General features: G+C 38.0%; 17 protein-coding genes. 16 read left to right on the top strand and 1 reads right to left on the bottom strand.

Annotated elements, in window-relative coordinates; translation table 11 throughout:
* Positions 1-7 precede the first annotated feature (7 nt).
* The 4 genes from sigF (at position 8) to ACIQLB_RS02735 (ending at position 4,403) form a co-directional block, all read left to right on the top strand.
* A complete protein-coding gene (gene sigF / locus ACIQLB_RS02750; RefSeq protein ID WP_400720562.1) occupies positions 8-799 on the top strand; it encodes an RNA polymerase sporulation sigma factor SigF in 792 nt (263 codons plus the stop codon).
* A 15-nt stretch (positions 800-814) separates the two neighbouring features.
* Positions 815-2,263, top strand: coding sequence for a spore germination protein (locus ACIQLB_RS02745; protein WP_400720559.1), 1,449 nt, complete (start codon positions 815-817; stop codon positions 2,261-2,263).
* Positions 2,264-2,509: 246 nt separating this feature from the next.
* A complete protein-coding gene (lysA, locus tag ACIQLB_RS02740) occupies positions 2,510-3,829 on the top strand; it encodes a diaminopimelate decarboxylase (RefSeq protein ID WP_400720556.1) in 1,320 nt (439 codons plus the stop codon).
* A gap of 199 nt (positions 3,830-4,028) precedes the next feature.
* The gene (locus tag ACIQLB_RS02735; RefSeq protein WP_400720553.1) at positions 4,029-4,403 is read left to right on the top strand and encodes a GNAT family N-acetyltransferase; all 375 of its coding nucleotides are present in this window, start codon (positions 4,029-4,031) and stop codon (positions 4,401-4,403) included.
* Here the strand turns inward: ACIQLB_RS02735 and ACIQLB_RS02730 are convergent.
* On the bottom strand, positions 4,397-4,903 hold the full coding sequence (locus tag ACIQLB_RS02730; protein ID WP_400720550.1) for a DUF309 domain-containing protein: 507 nt from the start codon (positions 4,901-4,903) through the stop codon (positions 4,397-4,399). The two genes, ACIQLB_RS02735 and ACIQLB_RS02730, sit on opposite strands and share 7 nt — an antisense overlap.
* Before the next feature lie 55 nt (positions 4,904-4,958).
* Here ACIQLB_RS02730 and ACIQLB_RS02725 point away from each other — a divergent pair, with 55 nt between their 5' ends.
* The 12 genes from ACIQLB_RS02725 (at position 4,959) to ACIQLB_RS02670 (ending at position 16,013) form a co-directional block, all read left to right on the top strand.
* On the top strand, positions 4,959-5,738 hold the full coding sequence (locus ACIQLB_RS02725) for a segregation/condensation protein A (protein WP_400720547.1): 780 nt from the start codon (positions 4,959-4,961) through the stop codon (positions 5,736-5,738).
* Positions 5,710-6,303: an SMC-Scp complex subunit ScpB gene (gene scpB, locus ACIQLB_RS02720; protein ID WP_400721672.1), complete on the top strand. Its 594-nt coding sequence runs from the start codon at positions 5,710-5,712 to the stop codon at positions 6,301-6,303. Before ACIQLB_RS02725 ends, scpB begins: the two co-directional genes overlap by 29 nt.
* 90 nt (positions 6,304-6,393) lie before the next feature.
* Entirely contained in the window at positions 6,394-7,464 is a 1,071-nt protein-coding gene (locus ACIQLB_RS02715; protein ID WP_400720544.1) for a D-alanyl-D-alanine carboxypeptidase family protein, read from the top strand.
* Between the two features lie 449 nt (positions 7,465-7,913).
* Positions 7,914-8,087, top strand: coding sequence for a hypothetical protein (locus tag ACIQLB_RS02710; RefSeq protein ID WP_400720541.1), 174 nt, complete (start codon positions 7,914-7,916; stop codon positions 8,085-8,087).
* A complete protein-coding gene (locus ACIQLB_RS02705; protein WP_400720538.1) occupies positions 8,084-8,236 on the top strand; it encodes a hypothetical protein in 153 nt (50 codons plus the stop codon). The genes ACIQLB_RS02710 and ACIQLB_RS02705 overlap by 4 nt, the downstream gene beginning before the upstream one ends.
* Before the next feature lie 185 nt (positions 8,237-8,421).
* Positions 8,422-8,664, top strand: coding sequence for a hypothetical protein (locus ACIQLB_RS02700; RefSeq protein WP_400720535.1), 243 nt, complete (start codon positions 8,422-8,424; stop codon positions 8,662-8,664).
* 218 nt (positions 8,665-8,882) lie between these two features.
* Positions 8,883-9,614 carry a pseudouridine synthase gene (locus ACIQLB_RS02695; protein ID WP_400720532.1) on the top strand — a complete coding sequence of 244 codons (732 nt, stop codon included), beginning with the start codon at positions 8,883-8,885 and terminating at the stop codon, positions 9,612-9,614.
* 349 nt (positions 9,615-9,963) lie between these two features.
* Positions 9,964-10,497 carry a thiol-disulfide oxidoreductase ResA gene (gene resA, locus ACIQLB_RS02690; RefSeq protein ID WP_400720529.1) on the top strand — a complete coding sequence of 178 codons (534 nt, stop codon included), beginning with the start codon at positions 9,964-9,966 and terminating at the stop codon, positions 10,495-10,497.
* A 13-nt stretch (positions 10,498-10,510) separates the two neighbouring features.
* Complete coding sequence (gene resB / locus ACIQLB_RS02685; RefSeq protein ID WP_400720526.1) at positions 10,511-12,187, top strand: cytochrome c biogenesis protein ResB; 1,677 nt, start codon at positions 10,511-10,513, stop codon at positions 12,185-12,187.
* On the top strand, positions 12,184-13,371 hold the full coding sequence (gene ccsB / locus ACIQLB_RS02680) for a c-type cytochrome biogenesis protein CcsB (protein ID WP_400720523.1): 1,188 nt from the start codon (positions 12,184-12,186) through the stop codon (positions 13,369-13,371). Before resB ends, ccsB begins: the two co-directional genes overlap by 4 nt.
* A gap of 157 nt (positions 13,372-13,528) precedes the next feature.
* Positions 13,529-14,245 carry a response regulator transcription factor gene (locus ACIQLB_RS02675; protein ID WP_049668637.1) on the top strand — a complete coding sequence of 239 codons (717 nt, stop codon included), beginning with the start codon at positions 13,529-13,531 and terminating at the stop codon, positions 14,243-14,245.
* A complete protein-coding gene (locus ACIQLB_RS02670; RefSeq protein WP_400720518.1) occupies positions 14,238-16,013 on the top strand; it encodes an ATP-binding protein in 1,776 nt (591 codons plus the stop codon). Before ACIQLB_RS02675 ends, ACIQLB_RS02670 begins: the two co-directional genes overlap by 8 nt.
* The last annotated feature ends 57 nt before the right edge of the window (positions 16,014-16,070 follow it).

Raw genomic sequence — 16,070 nt, 5'->3', positions numbered from 1 at the left:
TGCAATTTTGAAGCCGCTAGAACAGTCGTCCGATAAGCTATTGTCACAGGGAGAAATGCGAGATTTAATTGCACGTGCACAGCAGGGCGATCATGAGGCTCGTAAACGAATGATTGAAGGGAATACGAGGCTTGTGTGGTCGATCGTCCAACGCTTTACAAGTAGGGGCGTGGAGCTCGAGGATTTATTTCAAATTGGCTGCATAGGGCTCATGAAGTCTGTGGATAAATTCGATCTAACGTATGATGTTAAATTTTCGACATATGCGGTACCAATGATCATTGGAGAAATTCAGCGTTTTCTAAGGGATGATGGTATGGTGAAGGTTAGCCGATCTATTCGTGAGCTGAATTTTAAAATTCGTCATGCAACTGATGAATTCATTAAAAAAAATGAGCATCCACCAACCATTCATGAATTAGCACAGGTTCTTGGTGTCACAACTGAGGAAATTGTAACTGCTTCTGATGCATTAAGAGATCCTGCTTCCTTGCATGAACAATTGTATGAGAGCGAAGGAGATTCTATTACATTAATGGATCAGATGAAGGACGAAAAATCTGAGCAGCCATTTGACTATATACCATTAAAAGAAGTGCTCACAAGGCTTGAGCCAAGAGAGCAATCCATTATTTATTTACGATATTTCTCAGATTGTACCCAAACTGAAATTGCTAACAGGCTAGGCATATCACAAGTTCAGGTATCACGATTAGAGAAAAAAATTCTTGCTCAATTAAAAAATTGGATGGCCACAAGTGCCACAGTTGAAGAGGAAGAAGTAAAAAAAGACATCTAAGAAAATGGTGACAGCATGACAGAAAAAGATAAACTTTTTAACAGCTTAGAAGAAGCCGAAAATTTTCTTAAAGAACAATTTGGTGACGGCGAATCATTTGACGTTAGTGTTAAACATGTATTTGTCAAAGATTTGCCGGTTCTTTGTGCATATATAAGCGGGCTTGTGGATGGCATAGTGTTAACACAATTACTCTCTAATATGTTGCCTGATGAGGACATTGATATTGAGGATGAAAAGGAGTATTTTGAAGCCTATTTCAATTTCCAAGGACGTTCAGAGGAAACCAAACGTGAAGCCATTTTATTAGCCATATTAAGTGGACAGGTAGCCTTTATAACTAAAAGTGGTTACGGCTATGTTGCAGAGATACGAAGCTATCCAGGTCGTACACCTGAGGAGCCTGACAATGAAAAGGTTATTCGTGGATCTAGGGACGGCTTTATAGAAGGTATTTCACAAAATACTGCTTTGATTCGTCGGCGAATTCGCAATAGTAATTTACGTTTCGAGCTACATAAAATATCCGAAATCGGTCAAACCGATGTCGCGCTAGCGTTTATAAAGGGTATTGCAAGTGATGAAACGCTCGATAAATTGCGACAGCGCATTAAACAAATTCATCATGATGGCTTGACTATGACTGATAAATCACTAGAAGAATGGCTGTTTAAACAGAAGTTTCATCCAGTTCCTTTTGTACGTTATACGGAACGACCAGATATTACCGCAGCGCATTTACTTGAGGGACATATAGCTATTATTGTCGATACGTCGCCTTCTGTCATTATCGTGCCAGCAACAGCCTTCCATTTACTGCAGCACGCGGAGGAGTATAGGCAGGCACCATCAATCGGAACCTTCGTCCGTTTTATGCGCTATTTTGGAGCGATTATGGGTTTAGTATTATTGCCTATGTGGTATTTATGTGCAACGCACGGGATACATTTACCAGATGAGTTATCCTTTTTAGGGGCAAAGAAAAAATCACATATTCCTCTTTTACTACAAGTACTTATTGGAGATGTTGGGATAGAATTTTTGAGGATGGCCGCCATTCATACCCCATCACCATTATCCACTGCGATGGGGTTGGTTGCGGGTATAACTATTGGTCAGATTGCAATTGATGTTGGGCTATTCTCGTCAGAAGTAGTGTTATATACAGCCGTTTCTGCTATTCTGACCTTTATTATTCCTTCTTATGAGCTAGGTATCTCCATTAAACTCTTTAGAATATTGCTGTTAATAATGACTGGGATTTGGGGAGTTAATGGGTTATTTATTGGGATCTTTTTATTATTTACGTATTTATGTTCATTACGTCCGATGCAAGCGCCGTATTTATGGCCACTTATTCCATTCTTCCCAAATGCGATGCTTCGCGTACTTATCCGTTTCCCGATGACAGCAGATGCATTAAGACCTTATGTAGTCGATTCTGAACAACGAAAAAGATCATAAGAGCCGTTGCACTCGTTATTTTCATGTGATAAAGTTCACATATAGTATTTTGTGATTTTTGCGAAAATTGTCTTCATTCATCAAAAGGTTCACCACGACAAGTTGGCATATATGTGATATTAGCCCTCGTGTACTGTTCGTACCCTTGTTGAATACCTCTAAAAAGAATAGTAGCAATACTACATTTTATAATTGAGGTGCAATTTTTATCACAAGATGGAACGATGTGAAAAGGGAGAGATGCACATGCATTTATATGGAACACAAGCGATTTCTGAAGATGGTCATTTAACGATTGGACAGGTAGATACATTAGAGCTTGCAAAAGAGTATGGTACACCTTTGTTTGTGTATGATACGGCGCTTATTCGTAAGCGTGCACGCGGCTTTATTGATACGTTTAAAAAACTAGGTGTAAAAGCAGAAGTAGCTTATGCTTCTAAAGCATTTGCATGTGTAGCTGTGTACCAATTAGCGGCAGAAGAAAATCTATCTTTAGACGTTGTCTCTGGCGGAGAATTATTTACAGCTTTAAAAGCTGGATTCCCTGCTGAGCGTATTCATTTCCATGGTAATAATAAAAGCATTGCTGAATTAGAATTAGCCTTTGACTCGAAAATTGGTTGTATTGTTGTGGATAACTTCTATGAAATTCAACTTTTACAAGAAATCTCAGAACGCCGTCAACAAAAAATGCGTATTTTACTACGTGTCACACCAGGTGTCGAGGCACATACGCATGATTTTATTACGACAGGTCAAGCGGATTCTAAATTTGGCTTCGACTTAAATAATGGTCAAGCAGATGAAGCTTTCCAACAAACTTTTAACCATGAATACCTCGAGCTTCTAGGATTACACTGCCATATTGGCTCTCAAATTTTTGACACAGCGGGCTTTGGCTTAGCAGGAGAAAAACTAATTGATAAGATTTCTGATTGGAACAAGACTCACGATTTTACATGTACTGTGTTAAACTTAGGAGGGGGCTTCGGAATTCGTTATACTGAAGAAGATGCACCGCTTGAGCCACAAGTATATGTAGAGGATATGATTACAGTTGTAAAGAACAAAGCGACTGTACTTGGTCTAACTATGCCGGAAATTTGGATTGAACCAGGGCGCTCACTTGTAGGCGATGCAGGAACATCACTTTATACAATTGGTTCACAAAAAACAGTGCCTAATGTTCGCAAATATATTGCTGTCGATGGAGGAATGAGTGATAATATCCGTCCGGCATTATATGATGCGAAGTACGAGGCGGTCATTGCGAGTAAAGCAAATGAATCGAAAAATGAAACATATACAGTGGCTGGTAAACTTTGTGAATCGGGCGATAAATTAATTATTGATGCTAAGCTTCAGGAAGCAGCTTCTGGTGATGTGCTAGCAATCTTCTGTACTGGTGCGTATGGATATTCTATGGCGAGTAACTATAATCGTGTACCAAGGCCAGCAGTTGTATTTATAGAAAATGGCAAACATCAATTAGCAATTCGACGCGAAAGTTATGAAGATATTGTACAAAACGATCTCCCGCTAACGTTAAAAAAGGGTGAGTAAATATGAGAAAAAATAAATGGGTATTACTAGCGTCCATTTCAACTTTTGTTTTGTTGTGGGGCGTTTTCTATTGGGTATTGGCGTCTAAAGGTATTCTCGGACCTGGTTCGTAAGACAGAAATTGACTTGCGGTGAAAGTACAAATCGTGTAGGATAGTCAAAGATTATGTACAGCTAGAAAAAGAGGGAATAGACAAATATGTTAATTCGATATAAGAAAGCTTTCGAGAAAATAGCAATGGGGCTACTCTCGTTTATGCCTAACGAAAAAGACATAAAAAAGCTCACAGAGACAATCCACTCCTATGAAAATAATGATAATTGGGTTTTATATTTATGGAAAAAGAACGATGAGTATGTTGGTATTGTTGGACTTGTAACAGACAGTAATAATATAGCTACGATTCAACATGTTTCCGTTATCCCATCTTATAGAGGTGAAGGTGTTGCGAAGGAAATGCTACAGGAAGTAGCAGAACTTGGCCAGTACGAAAGTGTACGTGCAACGGAAGAAACGCGAAATTTTGTTCAAAAATGTATAAATTGTATCGATGAAGAAGCAGACGATCATTGACGTCTGCTTTTTCTTTGTTTGTTTTCTTGACGCTCTGCAAGAATATGTGAGCGATCTCGAAGCATATGTTTATGAAGAAGATAGTTAGAGGTACTTGATGGCAAAAGCTGTATGCGAGCAAATACTAATTCCTCCAATTTGGGTGAAAGAGTAAGTTGAAATGCTTGAAAGGACTTGCCCATTTGGATAGCAGAAAGTGCATCTGTTAGTTGTGTTAGTAGTATTTCGTAGTCGATTTCGTCAAAAAAGATGTGGCCTATATTATATTGAAAATTATTGAGTGCTTTTTCTAAGATTCGCGCAGCGCCAATATAATTGTCACGTCGATAATGATATAAACCTGTTGCGAGCTGTACGTATCCAACGAGAGGGTGCTTTTTATCACCTGGAGCAATATCCTTCCAGTATTCCTCAAGGACTTCATGGCATTCAAAAAAATCTTGATTACCATTAAAAAAAGCACAGTAGTCGATAAATAAAGTATGATGCTGTGGATGCATTTTGGACTCCTTTCTACTATACTAAAAGAACATATAATCTCAGGGTGGTAAAACAATGTCTTATGAAGTAAAATTAGAAGCCTTTTCAGGGCCTCTTGATTTATTATTGCATTTAATTCACAGATTGGAAATTGATATTTATGATATCCCAATGGCTGAAATAACTCAACAATATATCGACCATATACATGCTATGCAGGTACTGGAGTTAAATGAGGCTAGTGAATATTTAGTAATGGCCGCAACATTATTGGCCATTAAAAGTCGTATGCTCCTGCCAATTCATGAAGGTGAGCTTGAAGATGCCGAATTAGAAGTCGACGGCCCAGACCCTCGTGAAGAACTGGTGCAACGTTTAATAGAGTATAAGAAATACAAAGAAGCAGCAAGTAGCCTACAAGAGCTTGAAACAGATCGGGCACAGGTATTTTCACGGCCTCCAGCCGATTTATCTGAGTTAGCATCAGATGAGCAAATGGCATTATTTGATTTGAACGTCAACATCTATGACATGCTTGGGGCCTTTCAAAAACTGATGCGTCGAAAAAAATTAAAAAAACCACTAAAGACAACTGTAGCGAGACAGGAACGCTCAGTGAAAGATCAAATGCGTTCGGTTGTCGATTCATTACGATCTACAGGTGGACGTGCATCATTTTCCGAGCTTTTTCCCTATGAAGATAAGCCAACGCTTATTCTGACGTTTTTATCCATTCTGGAACTGATGAAACGTCAGATCGTCAGCGTAGAGCAAGATGGTAACTTTGAAGAATTAACAGTTACATTACAGAAGGAGGAATGGGATGATGATGAAAACAATGACGCTACAGAGTAGAATAGAATCCTTATTATTTGTCGTTGGAGACGACGGCTTAACTATTAAACAATTGTCACAACTTTTAGGTGAACCGGAAGAGTTAGTCGAACAGACAATGGAAGTGTTGAAAACAACATATGAAGAAGATTTAGCTAGAGGCCTTACAATAAAAGAAATAGCGGGAGTTTATCAGCTTATAACAAAATCTGAACTAGCTGATACCATTCAAAGATTAGTAGAAAATCCAACTGTTCAATCATTATCGCAAGCCTCACTTGAGGTATTGGCTATTGTGGCATACAAACAGCCAATTACACGTGTAGCAATTGAAGATTTACGCGGTGTGAAATGTGAAAGACCAATACAAACGCTCGCTTCGAGAGGGTTAATTAAGGAAGTTGGTCGCTCAGAAGGGACAGGACGTGCAATTTTATATGGTACAACAAAAGAATTTTTAAACTACTTTGGTTTAAATAGTATAGAAGAAATGCCGCCTTTACCTGATGATGAGCTAGTTGAAACAGAGCAAGAAACAGATTTATTTATGACGAAATTCCAAGAAACCTTTAGTGGAGTAAAGTAAATAAGCAATGCGTAATTTAAGGTATAATGCTTTGTTTGAAGCATAAATATAATCTATATTTTCCTATTACTTTTAATAAGGAGTGGCTCGTTGCTTCGGTTAGTACGTTTAATATTGTTCATGATAGTTGTGGTAATGTTAATACTGCCTCAAAGCAGTTTAGCACGGGGGGGGAGCGGATATGCTGTCTTAGATGGTGATACAGGACGTGTTTTATTCGAATCAAATAGTAATGCACGGTTACCAATTGCTAGCTTAACAAAAATTTGGACAGCACTCGTTGCTATTGAAAATAGCAATCTTCAAGATGAAGTGGTTATTTCACCGAGGGCTGCAACTGCTGAGGGCTCGTCAATTTACTTGCAGGCAGGGGAAAAAGTTACGGTAGAAACACTGTTATATGGTTTGATGTTACGATCAGGAAATGATGCAGCAACAGCTTTAGCAGAGAATGCAGGTGGATCAGTTGAAGGGTTTGTCAAGTTAATGAATGAGCGGGCTATTGTTGCGGGTCTCACAAATACAGTATTTATGAATCCGTCTGGCTTGCACCATGATGAGCATTTATCGTCAGCAAGAGATACTGCTGAAATGTTGAGAATTGCTCTTCAAAATAAAACTTTCAAGAAGATTGCCTCCACAGTTCTATTTCGTGCCAATACTGAAAACGGGATGTTATGGGAAAATAAGCACCGTTTATTACGAGAAGGATCAGGGGTTGCCATCGAAATAGGTGATGAGACACGACTACCCGTTAATGCATTAAAATCAGCAAAAGGTTCAGCATTCGCCGGAAAGACAGGCTTTACAAAGGTGGCTGGTCGGACCCTTGCAACCGCCTTCCAAAAGGACGGGCAAACATGTATTGTCGTCACTTTGAATGAATCCGATGACTGGAATGTGCATCGGGGTTTAGCGAACAAGGTTTGGCAAGATTACAGCCTTGAAACAGTGGTGGAAAAAGGTAAATATAAAGTCAATAAAAACCTTTCCATTCGTTTAGAGCAACCAATTCGTTTGCAGTTAAATAAAGAAGAAAAAGAAAGTGTAAGGCAAGTGTTGCATGTTTCACGAAAACGTAAGGAAGGTGTACTATCCCTCTTTATCGGTGAAGAGCGTATATATGCAGTGCCAGTAAAAGTTGAATCAGCGGATCGTTAAAGGCGATTCGCTGATTTTTTATTTATGAACCACATTTAGGTTAACGTTTGTGGGCGACGACAGTACCTTTCGAGCATATTACGATAGTGTGTGAATGAATTTGTATTTTTTAACAAGTGATAAAAAAATTGGTAAAATTAATTTGAGTGGTATTTAATTGAATTTTTTGAATGTTTGAGGAGGTGGAAGTATTTATAACCACTGAATCAAACAGTAAGCAATATCAAGTAGGGGTAATAATAATTATTCTTATCAAGCTTTATCGCTCCCATTATCTTTTTATATCCTATTCAAGAGTTGTTCTATCGACCTAAGGAATACTACTTTTTTGATCCTTTTTTACAGCCTATATTATAATGATGGTTGTATTACTCATGTTGCAGTCACGTTATCAGTCAATTTTTTAGTGACTCCTAAAACAAAAAAAGAAGACTATTCAACGAGGAATCATGGGAACATCGTTTGTAATTGCTGGTGCATTGATATTTTTATGTGTTAATAACTATCAATATATTGATACAAAAGGAATTCATATGAATCTTTTTTTTAGTTTGCATGAAGATCATACAAGCTGGGAAGATATTGTGAAGGTTGAACAGACAATTGTGAAAAAAATGGTGTGAGTTTACCCGATAAATTGATTTTTACATTAAAAGATGGTTCAACAATTGAACAACCTTTAACAGAAAAGTTATCAAGCATGAAGCAATTTATTAATAAAGAATTAAGTAACTATGGACTTACAATCGAAAATAAATATAGTGAAAATTAATTTTGAAAGGCTGCCGAAAACGGTGGCTTTTTATGTTTTATAAAAAAATTGAAAAGCATTGCTATTTGATGAAAAGGAATAAGAGAATTTGATTAAAAATGAATCATCATCAAAAAATGGGGATGACATTTGTTAAAACGTATCCCAGCGCATTAAGTTGATTGGAGTGGAGACTGGACGACTCCTTGGGGATTAGCAATAAAGGAACGAAGGCTAAAACCATCATATCCTGTGATAACGCCTTCGTGACCAACATCGTGCTGCTGCCGCTTCGCTTTCGCGCAAAAAACATCGTGCTGCTGCCGCTTTGCTTTCGCGCAAAAAACATCGTGCTGCTGCCGCTTCGTTTTCGCGCAAAAAACATATGTTGCCCCGATGCCCCTGGAAAGCGCCCAGTCGGAACGGAAATCAACCCTACGTTGTGGTGAGGATCCTTAAAATTCAAGTGAAATTATCCAAAAACTAGTTGATAAAAACTATTTCAAATCATTTAATTATTTATCCATAATTAGTTTTTCTTTAATAATGTATAAAAGTATGACATAATTTTCACAGATTAGCGGGAAAAATAACCTTATTCATAATGTGCGAATGAGGTTTAATGCTTGGTGTCAAACCAAGGTGAATGAAAATTAGAGGTGAAAGAATGGAAAGATTACAAAAAGTCATTGCGTATGCTGGTGTGGCGTCTAGACGTAAGGCAGAACAATTGATTGTAGAAGGTAAAGTTAAAGTGAACGGAGTCGTAGTGCGTGAGTTAGGTACAAAGGTTTCCAACTCAGATACGATAGAAGTAGAAGGCGTGAAGCTTGAGAAAGAGGATAAGGTTTATTATTTACTATATAAACCACGTGCAACGATTTCAGCTGTAACAGACGACAAAGGACGCAAAACTGTCACAGATTTGTTTAAGCATATCCCGCAACGAATTTTCCCAGTTGGCCGTCTCGACTATGATACATCGGGCTTATTGCTATTGACAAATGATGGTGAATTTTCTTATATGCTGACGCATCCGAAGTTTAAAATCGACAAAACATATATTGCTCGTGTTAAAGGTGTTCCAACGATTGAAGGTTTAAAAAAGCTTCAACGAGGAATTAAGTTAGAAGATGGCAAAACAGCTCCTGCCATGGTTAGTATGACTTCATTTGATGAAAATGCAGGTAAGGCAATCTGTGAAATTACGATCCATGAAGGGCGAAATCGTCAAGTACGTCGCATGTTCGAGGCGATCGGTACTCCTGTTGTTAAACTAAAACGTGAACGCTTTGCCTTTTTAGATTTATTCGGACTAACTCCGGGGGAATATCGTGAACTAACAAAGCATGAAGTGAAGCAATTGCGAGTGTTAGCGGAGACAGGAAAACTCGGATAAATGAGTAATTACTAAGAGAAAGTGAAATACATCTATGTGCAATAGTAAAGTATTCACTTTCTTATTAGTGAAATCGTTCATAAATCATTCATAATTATTAGCTAAGCGTTTGTGTATCATTTTGCTATAATAGGTAAGAATAGCTCACCTAGATTAGTTTCATCCTGATGAAATCGGTTTCATCATTTATCAGGTGGTGTTTGACGCATAGCTGAATGACAAATATAAAATTTGACAATCATAAATGTTGTAAATCAGAAGGTAAAATCTATACATATGAATGTTTGTATGAAAAGCCTTAGCGTCATTAGGAGTTACTTTAAGCCGTAATTGATAGGGGGGTATTAACTTGGAAAAAAAGAAAAGACGTCTCGTCATTCGTACCATTATTTTGGCAGTCTTAGTCTTAGCTATTGGTTACACGGTATACGGAACAGCAACAAAGGATAAAGTAGAGTTAATAAAGGTGGGCTCTAAAGCACCAGACTTCACGTTAGTAGATTTAAACGGTGAGAAACATAAGCTGTCTGATTATAAAGGGCAGGGAGTATTTTTGAACTTCTGGGGAACTTTTTGTCCGCCATGTGAAAAGGAAATGCCTGCAATGGACCGTCAGTATAAAGTCTATAAAGACCAGGGTGTACAAACATTGGCTGTCAATGTTGCGCAAACAGATTTTGAAGTACAAAATTTTGTCGATAGACACGAGTTAACGTTTCCAGTAGTTATTGACAAAACGAAAAGCGTTACGACTACCTACAATGTAGGTAATTTACCTGCAACTCTCCTTATTGATCCAGATGGTAAAGTAGTCAAAATTACTACTGGTGAAATGACGGAGGAACAAATTGCTGAGTACATGGAGTTAGTGAAGCCAAAATAAGGAGTAAATGACTATGGAAAACATCATTTGTGCTTGTGGTCATAGTAACCCATATGGCACGAAGCTTTGTGAGAAATGTGGTCGTCCTTTAACTGAGGAAGGTAAACAAACAAAAGTTGTTGATATGCGCTACGATGGAATGGCTATTCGTTCAAAAACGTATAATAAAACAGCGATCGACAAAATTTGGAATTTCTTCTCGAATGTAAAAGTGGGGATTGCTCTCATTATTATAACGTTGGTCTCAGCGTCAATCGGAACGATACTACCGCAATCGATGTATGTAAATGCCCCTGAGCCTAGTAAAGCACAGTATTATGAGAAAGTGTATGGTTTCTTTGGCAAACTCTATAATAATTTAGGACTTTCTAATTTATATAGCACTTGGTGGTTCCAGATTTTAGTGGGCATGCTTGCGATATCCATTATTGTTGCGAGTTTAGACCGTGGTATACCATTGCATAAGTCTCTAAAAAATCAACGCGTTAAACGTCATGAAAGTTTCATGAAGCGTCAACGGATCGTTGCAGAAGGACGAGTGTCAAATCCTGATGAAACGCTAGATAAAGTTGAGCGAAAAATGACTGAATTAAAATATCATGTTCGTCGTGATGGAAGTGCATTGCTAGCAGAGCGCGGTCGTTTTGCTCGATATGGCCCATACATAAATCATGTCGGTCTCATTATCTTTTTAGCAGGTGTTATGTTGCGTTTAGTACCTGGTTTTTATGTGGATGAGACGATTTGGATACGTGAAGGTGAGACACGAGCTATACCAGGGATGGACGGCTATTTTATTAAAAATAATAAATTTATTTTAGAAACCCATGGCGATAAGCCGCAGGACGAGCAAATGAACCAAGGTGTCAATGCTATGGCGAAGAACTATCAAACAGACGTCACATTATACAAACAACCTGAGGGAGCTCTACCTGGAGATATAGACAATCTTGAAAAATTGAGAGATTACTCTATTCGTGTCAATCATCCGTTAAAAGAAAGCGGTTTTGCGCTGTATCAAATGAATTATCGTCTTAACGAGTTGAGACAGATGAATTTTAATTTAGTAGATAAAGCAACAGAAGAAGATTCGTTAGGCCAAATTGAAATTGATTTAACGAATCCTAAAAAAGAATATGATTTAGGAAATGGTTCTACAGTACAGATTCTTGTTTATACACCAGATTTTGATGGTTTTAAAAACGGTGAACCACAGACAAAATCATCAATACCAAATAATCCAGCATTTTTATTTAAAATGACAACACCAGAAACGCCAAAAGGTGAAGTAAGCTTTGTAGAAATCAGGAAGCCACCACTTGAACCACTTGGTGAAAACAAATATAGAATGAAATTCGCAGGAGCGGAGATGCGTAATTCATCAAACTTTATAATTCGTAAGGATAGTACGATACCGATTTTATTTGTCGGCGGTATTATTTTCATGATTGGTGTAGTAATTGGCTCGTATTGGAACCACCGACGTTTATGGTTACAGGTGGAGCCGGATGGTCGAGTGTTAATAGCTGCCCATGTGAATAAAAATATGTTCAGTATGAAAAAGGATTTAGATATAGTCACTACATTTGCTGGTCTACCGCCATATGAAGATCAGTTAGATAAGGCTGAAGATGTCAAGAAATCCACAAAGCCAGGCACTAAAGAAAAGGAAGGTGACAACACCTTATGAGTTTGATTGACATAAGTGGAAACCTATTATTTGTAGCATTCATAGCTTATTTAGTTGCAACTTTATTGTTTGGTGGTTCGATAAAGCAATCGAATGCAACAGGCAAAAATACCGAAAAATGGGGCAAAGCGGCAATTATTGTCACGATTATAGGTCTACTTTCGCAGCTTGGTTATTTTGTCACTCGTTGGATTTATGCAGGGCATGCACCTGTTAGTAATATGTTTGAATTTACGACTGCGTTCGGAATGTTCATTGTTGGGGCATTCATTCTGATTTATTTTATTTATCGCGTGCCAGCTCTAGGCTTAGTAGCATTACCAGTGGCGCTATTAATAATTGCCTATGCCGCGATGTTCCCGAAAGAGGTTAGTCCTTTAGTGCCGTCTTTACAAAGTTACTGGTTAACAATTCATGTTATTACAGCTGCTTTAGGGCAATCAATTTTAGCAATTAGTGCGGTAGCAGGACTAATTTATTTATTAAAAGTAGTTGATTTAAAGAAACCTTCTAAACAACGTTTCTGGTTAGAAGCGGTAATGTTCTTCCTTGTGGTAGTCGTGGGTTTCGTAGTTGCTACATCCGTATTTAATTTGATGGGTTACGATTCAACATATACTTATGTTGATAAAGAGGGAAATGAACGTCAAATTGAATACAAAATGCCGCCAGTATTTGGTATGAATGAATATAAGGCAGTGGAAGAACATGGCATGTCTCCGTTAGTAGAAATGCCTGCGCTCATTAATGCGAAGAAATTAACAACAGTTGTTTGGTCATTATTAGTAGGATCTGTATTATACTTATTAATTCGATTAATTGCACGACGTCGAATTAGTGCGATTTTCCAACCTTTTGTCAAACGAGTAAATTTACAATTAGTTGATGAAATTGGTTATCGCTCAGTGATAATTGGTTTCCCAGTATTTACGTTAGGTGCTTTAATCTTTGCAATGATTTGGGCACAACTTGCGTGGAGTCGTTTCTGGGGATGGGATCCGAAGGAAGTGTGGGCACTTATTACATGGTTATTCTATGCAGCATTCTTACACTTACGTTTATCGAAAGGCTGGGAAGGTGAAAAATCTGCATGGTTAGCTTTAATTGGTTTCGCAATTATATTATTTAACTTAATTGCTGTTAACTTGATTCTTGCAGGTTTACACTCATACGCATCAGCGTAAACTAAATTGATTTTGAGCACATATGAGATTTTTACGTCGCTAGTATTGGAAAGAAGAGCCTTCTTGCTGTGGCAAGAAGGCTTTCTTTTCTTTTCAATATGTGCTATACCATGTACAATGGTAGGTAGAGAAAGATTAGAAGAGAGGGATCGTGAAAGTGTCAGAAAATATTTCAGTATTAGTTGTAGATGACGAGGATCGTATTCGACGCTTATTAAAAATGTATTTGGAGCGAGAAGGGTACCTTGTTGACGAAGCAGAAAATGGTGAACAAGCGATCGAAAAATCTTTAGAAAAAGAGTATCACTGTATTTTATTAGATATTATGATGCCTGAAAAAGACGGGCTTGAAGTTTGTGCGGAAATCCGTGAACGAGCAGCAACACCGATTATTTTATTAACTGCAAAAGGCGAGGAAGCGAATCGCGTACAAGGCTTTGAGCTTGGAGCAGATGATTATATTGTAAAACCATTTAGTCCTCGTGAGGTTGTGTTACGTGTGAAGGCTATATTACGCCGTTCACAAGCATTCTCACCTTCGACAAATGCTTCTTCTTCAAAAGATTTAGTTGTGTTCCAACATCTAATGATCGATCATGATGCGCACCGTGTAACAGCAGAGGGTATTGAAGTTAATTTAACGCCTAAAGAGTATGAATTGCTTTATTTCCTAGCTAAATCACCAGACAAAGTATTTGACCGTGAACAATTACTAAAAGAAGTTTGGCATTATGATTTCTTTGGCGACTTACGTACAGTTGACACACATGTAAAACGTTTACGCGAAAAGCTCAACCGTGTCTCTGAAAACGCTGCAAAAATGATTGTTACTGTATGGGGCGTTGGCTACAAATTTGAGGTTGTCAATGAATAGAATATGGAACAGTGTTGTCGGGAAGCTATGGGTAACCATATTGCTTCTCGTTTCATTTGTATTATTTGTTTTCACGATTTTAATGCTTGAGTTTCTTCAGAATTACCATATGCAACAGGCAGAAAGCTCCTTGCGCCAAACTGCAGCAACAGTTGCGAGTATAGTAGATGATAAAGAAACAGCAGAGTCGACTTCGGAATTATTAAAAGATATTTTACCTGAAAGTACAAATGCGCTTATTGCTATTAACCATGACAGAGTTTCTTTTGCTATGCAGGAAGGTGTAAATAAAAAAGAAATTCAGGATATGATTTTAGCTAATAAATCGTTCCAAGAAGTTTTTCAATCAGATAAACCGATTATTAAGGAAATGATGATGCCGTCTTCCACAGACGAAGAAAAAATGGAATCGTATGTTGTGCTAGGTTTCCCACTAAATGTGGAAAATGCAGTGCACGGGGCTGTCTTTATTTATCAAAGTCCAGATGCGCTGCATAAAACATCGAAAGAGACAACGAAAATTGTCTTTTTATCTGCGTTCATTGCCTTTGTGCTGACGACATTTTTTGCGTTTTTCCTTTCATCACGTATTACATCACCATTACGTAAAATGCGAGAGTTGGCGTTTGAAATTTCTAAAGGGAATTTTGAAGCGAAGATGCCGACTACACAAAATGATGAAATTGGCCAGCTTGCAGTTGCCTTTAATCAAATGGGACGTCAATTGAAACACAATCTAGAAGTGATCAATCAAGAAAATGAACAGCTTTCAAATATTTTGACATCGATGACCGACGCAGTTATTACGTTTAATCGTGACCGTACAATATTATTAAGTAATCCGCCAGCTGACCGTTTAATGCAAAAATGGTTTGTCAATAAAGGCTCACAAAGTGCGAAGCCAATTCCGCCAGAGCTTTATCATATGCTCGATCATGTACTGATGTTTGAGGATAAGCTTGAAGAAGAAATTGAGATGGATGGAAATTACTATACGTTTACAATTAGCCCTCTTTATAGTGAGGAATCGATACGTGGAGCGGTTGCGGTTATTCGTGATATGACGGAGCAGCATCGCTTAGAGAAACTGCGTTCAGACTTTATTGCTAATGTGTCTCATGAGCTACGGACGCCAATCTCGATGCTTCAAGGTTATTCAGAGGCCCTAATGGATGATGACTTTATTCAGGATCAAGAAGAACGAAATGAGATTACAAAAATTATTTATGATGAATCGAAACGTATGGGGCGCCTCGTAACAGATTTATTAGACCTTGCACGTATGGAATCGGGGCATATGACACTCTACAAGGATGAACTCCCAATTAATTCAACATTTGAACGTATTACGCAAAAATTTGCACAGGTTGCAAAAGAGAAACATGTTCGTCTGATATTTGACAGTGAATTTAATGACGAAGCTACGATTAGGATAGATGAGGATCGGATTGAACAAGTACTAACGAATTTAGTTGATAATGCTCTCCGTCATACTGCTGAAGGTTCAGTAACAGTGAAGGTTGAGCAGGAGCCAACCTTTGCCAAGATTTCTGTTCAGGATACAGGGCATGGTATTCCGCAAGAGGACTTACCATATGTCTTTGAACGTTTCTATAAAGCAGATAAGGCCCGTACGCGTTCTAAGGGCGGAACTGGCCTAGGTTTAGCTATTGCTAGAAATATTGTCAAGGCACATTCAGGCAATATTATGGTAGATAGTGTGCTGAAAGAGGGGACTACCTTCACGTTTTATTTACCTTTTGATTAATCCAATTAATGAGTGGCATTAATTGGATGTAACTTCTGTGAACGTTTAGACGACAAA

The sequence above is a fragment of the Lysinibacillus sp. NPDC092081 genome (assembly GCF_044755845.1).
Classification (GTDB): Bacteria; Bacillota; Bacilli; order Bacillales_A; family Planococcaceae; genus Lysinibacillus.
Note: the sequence above shows the minus strand (reverse complement) of the source record. Positions and strands in the feature narration are given on the sequence as shown.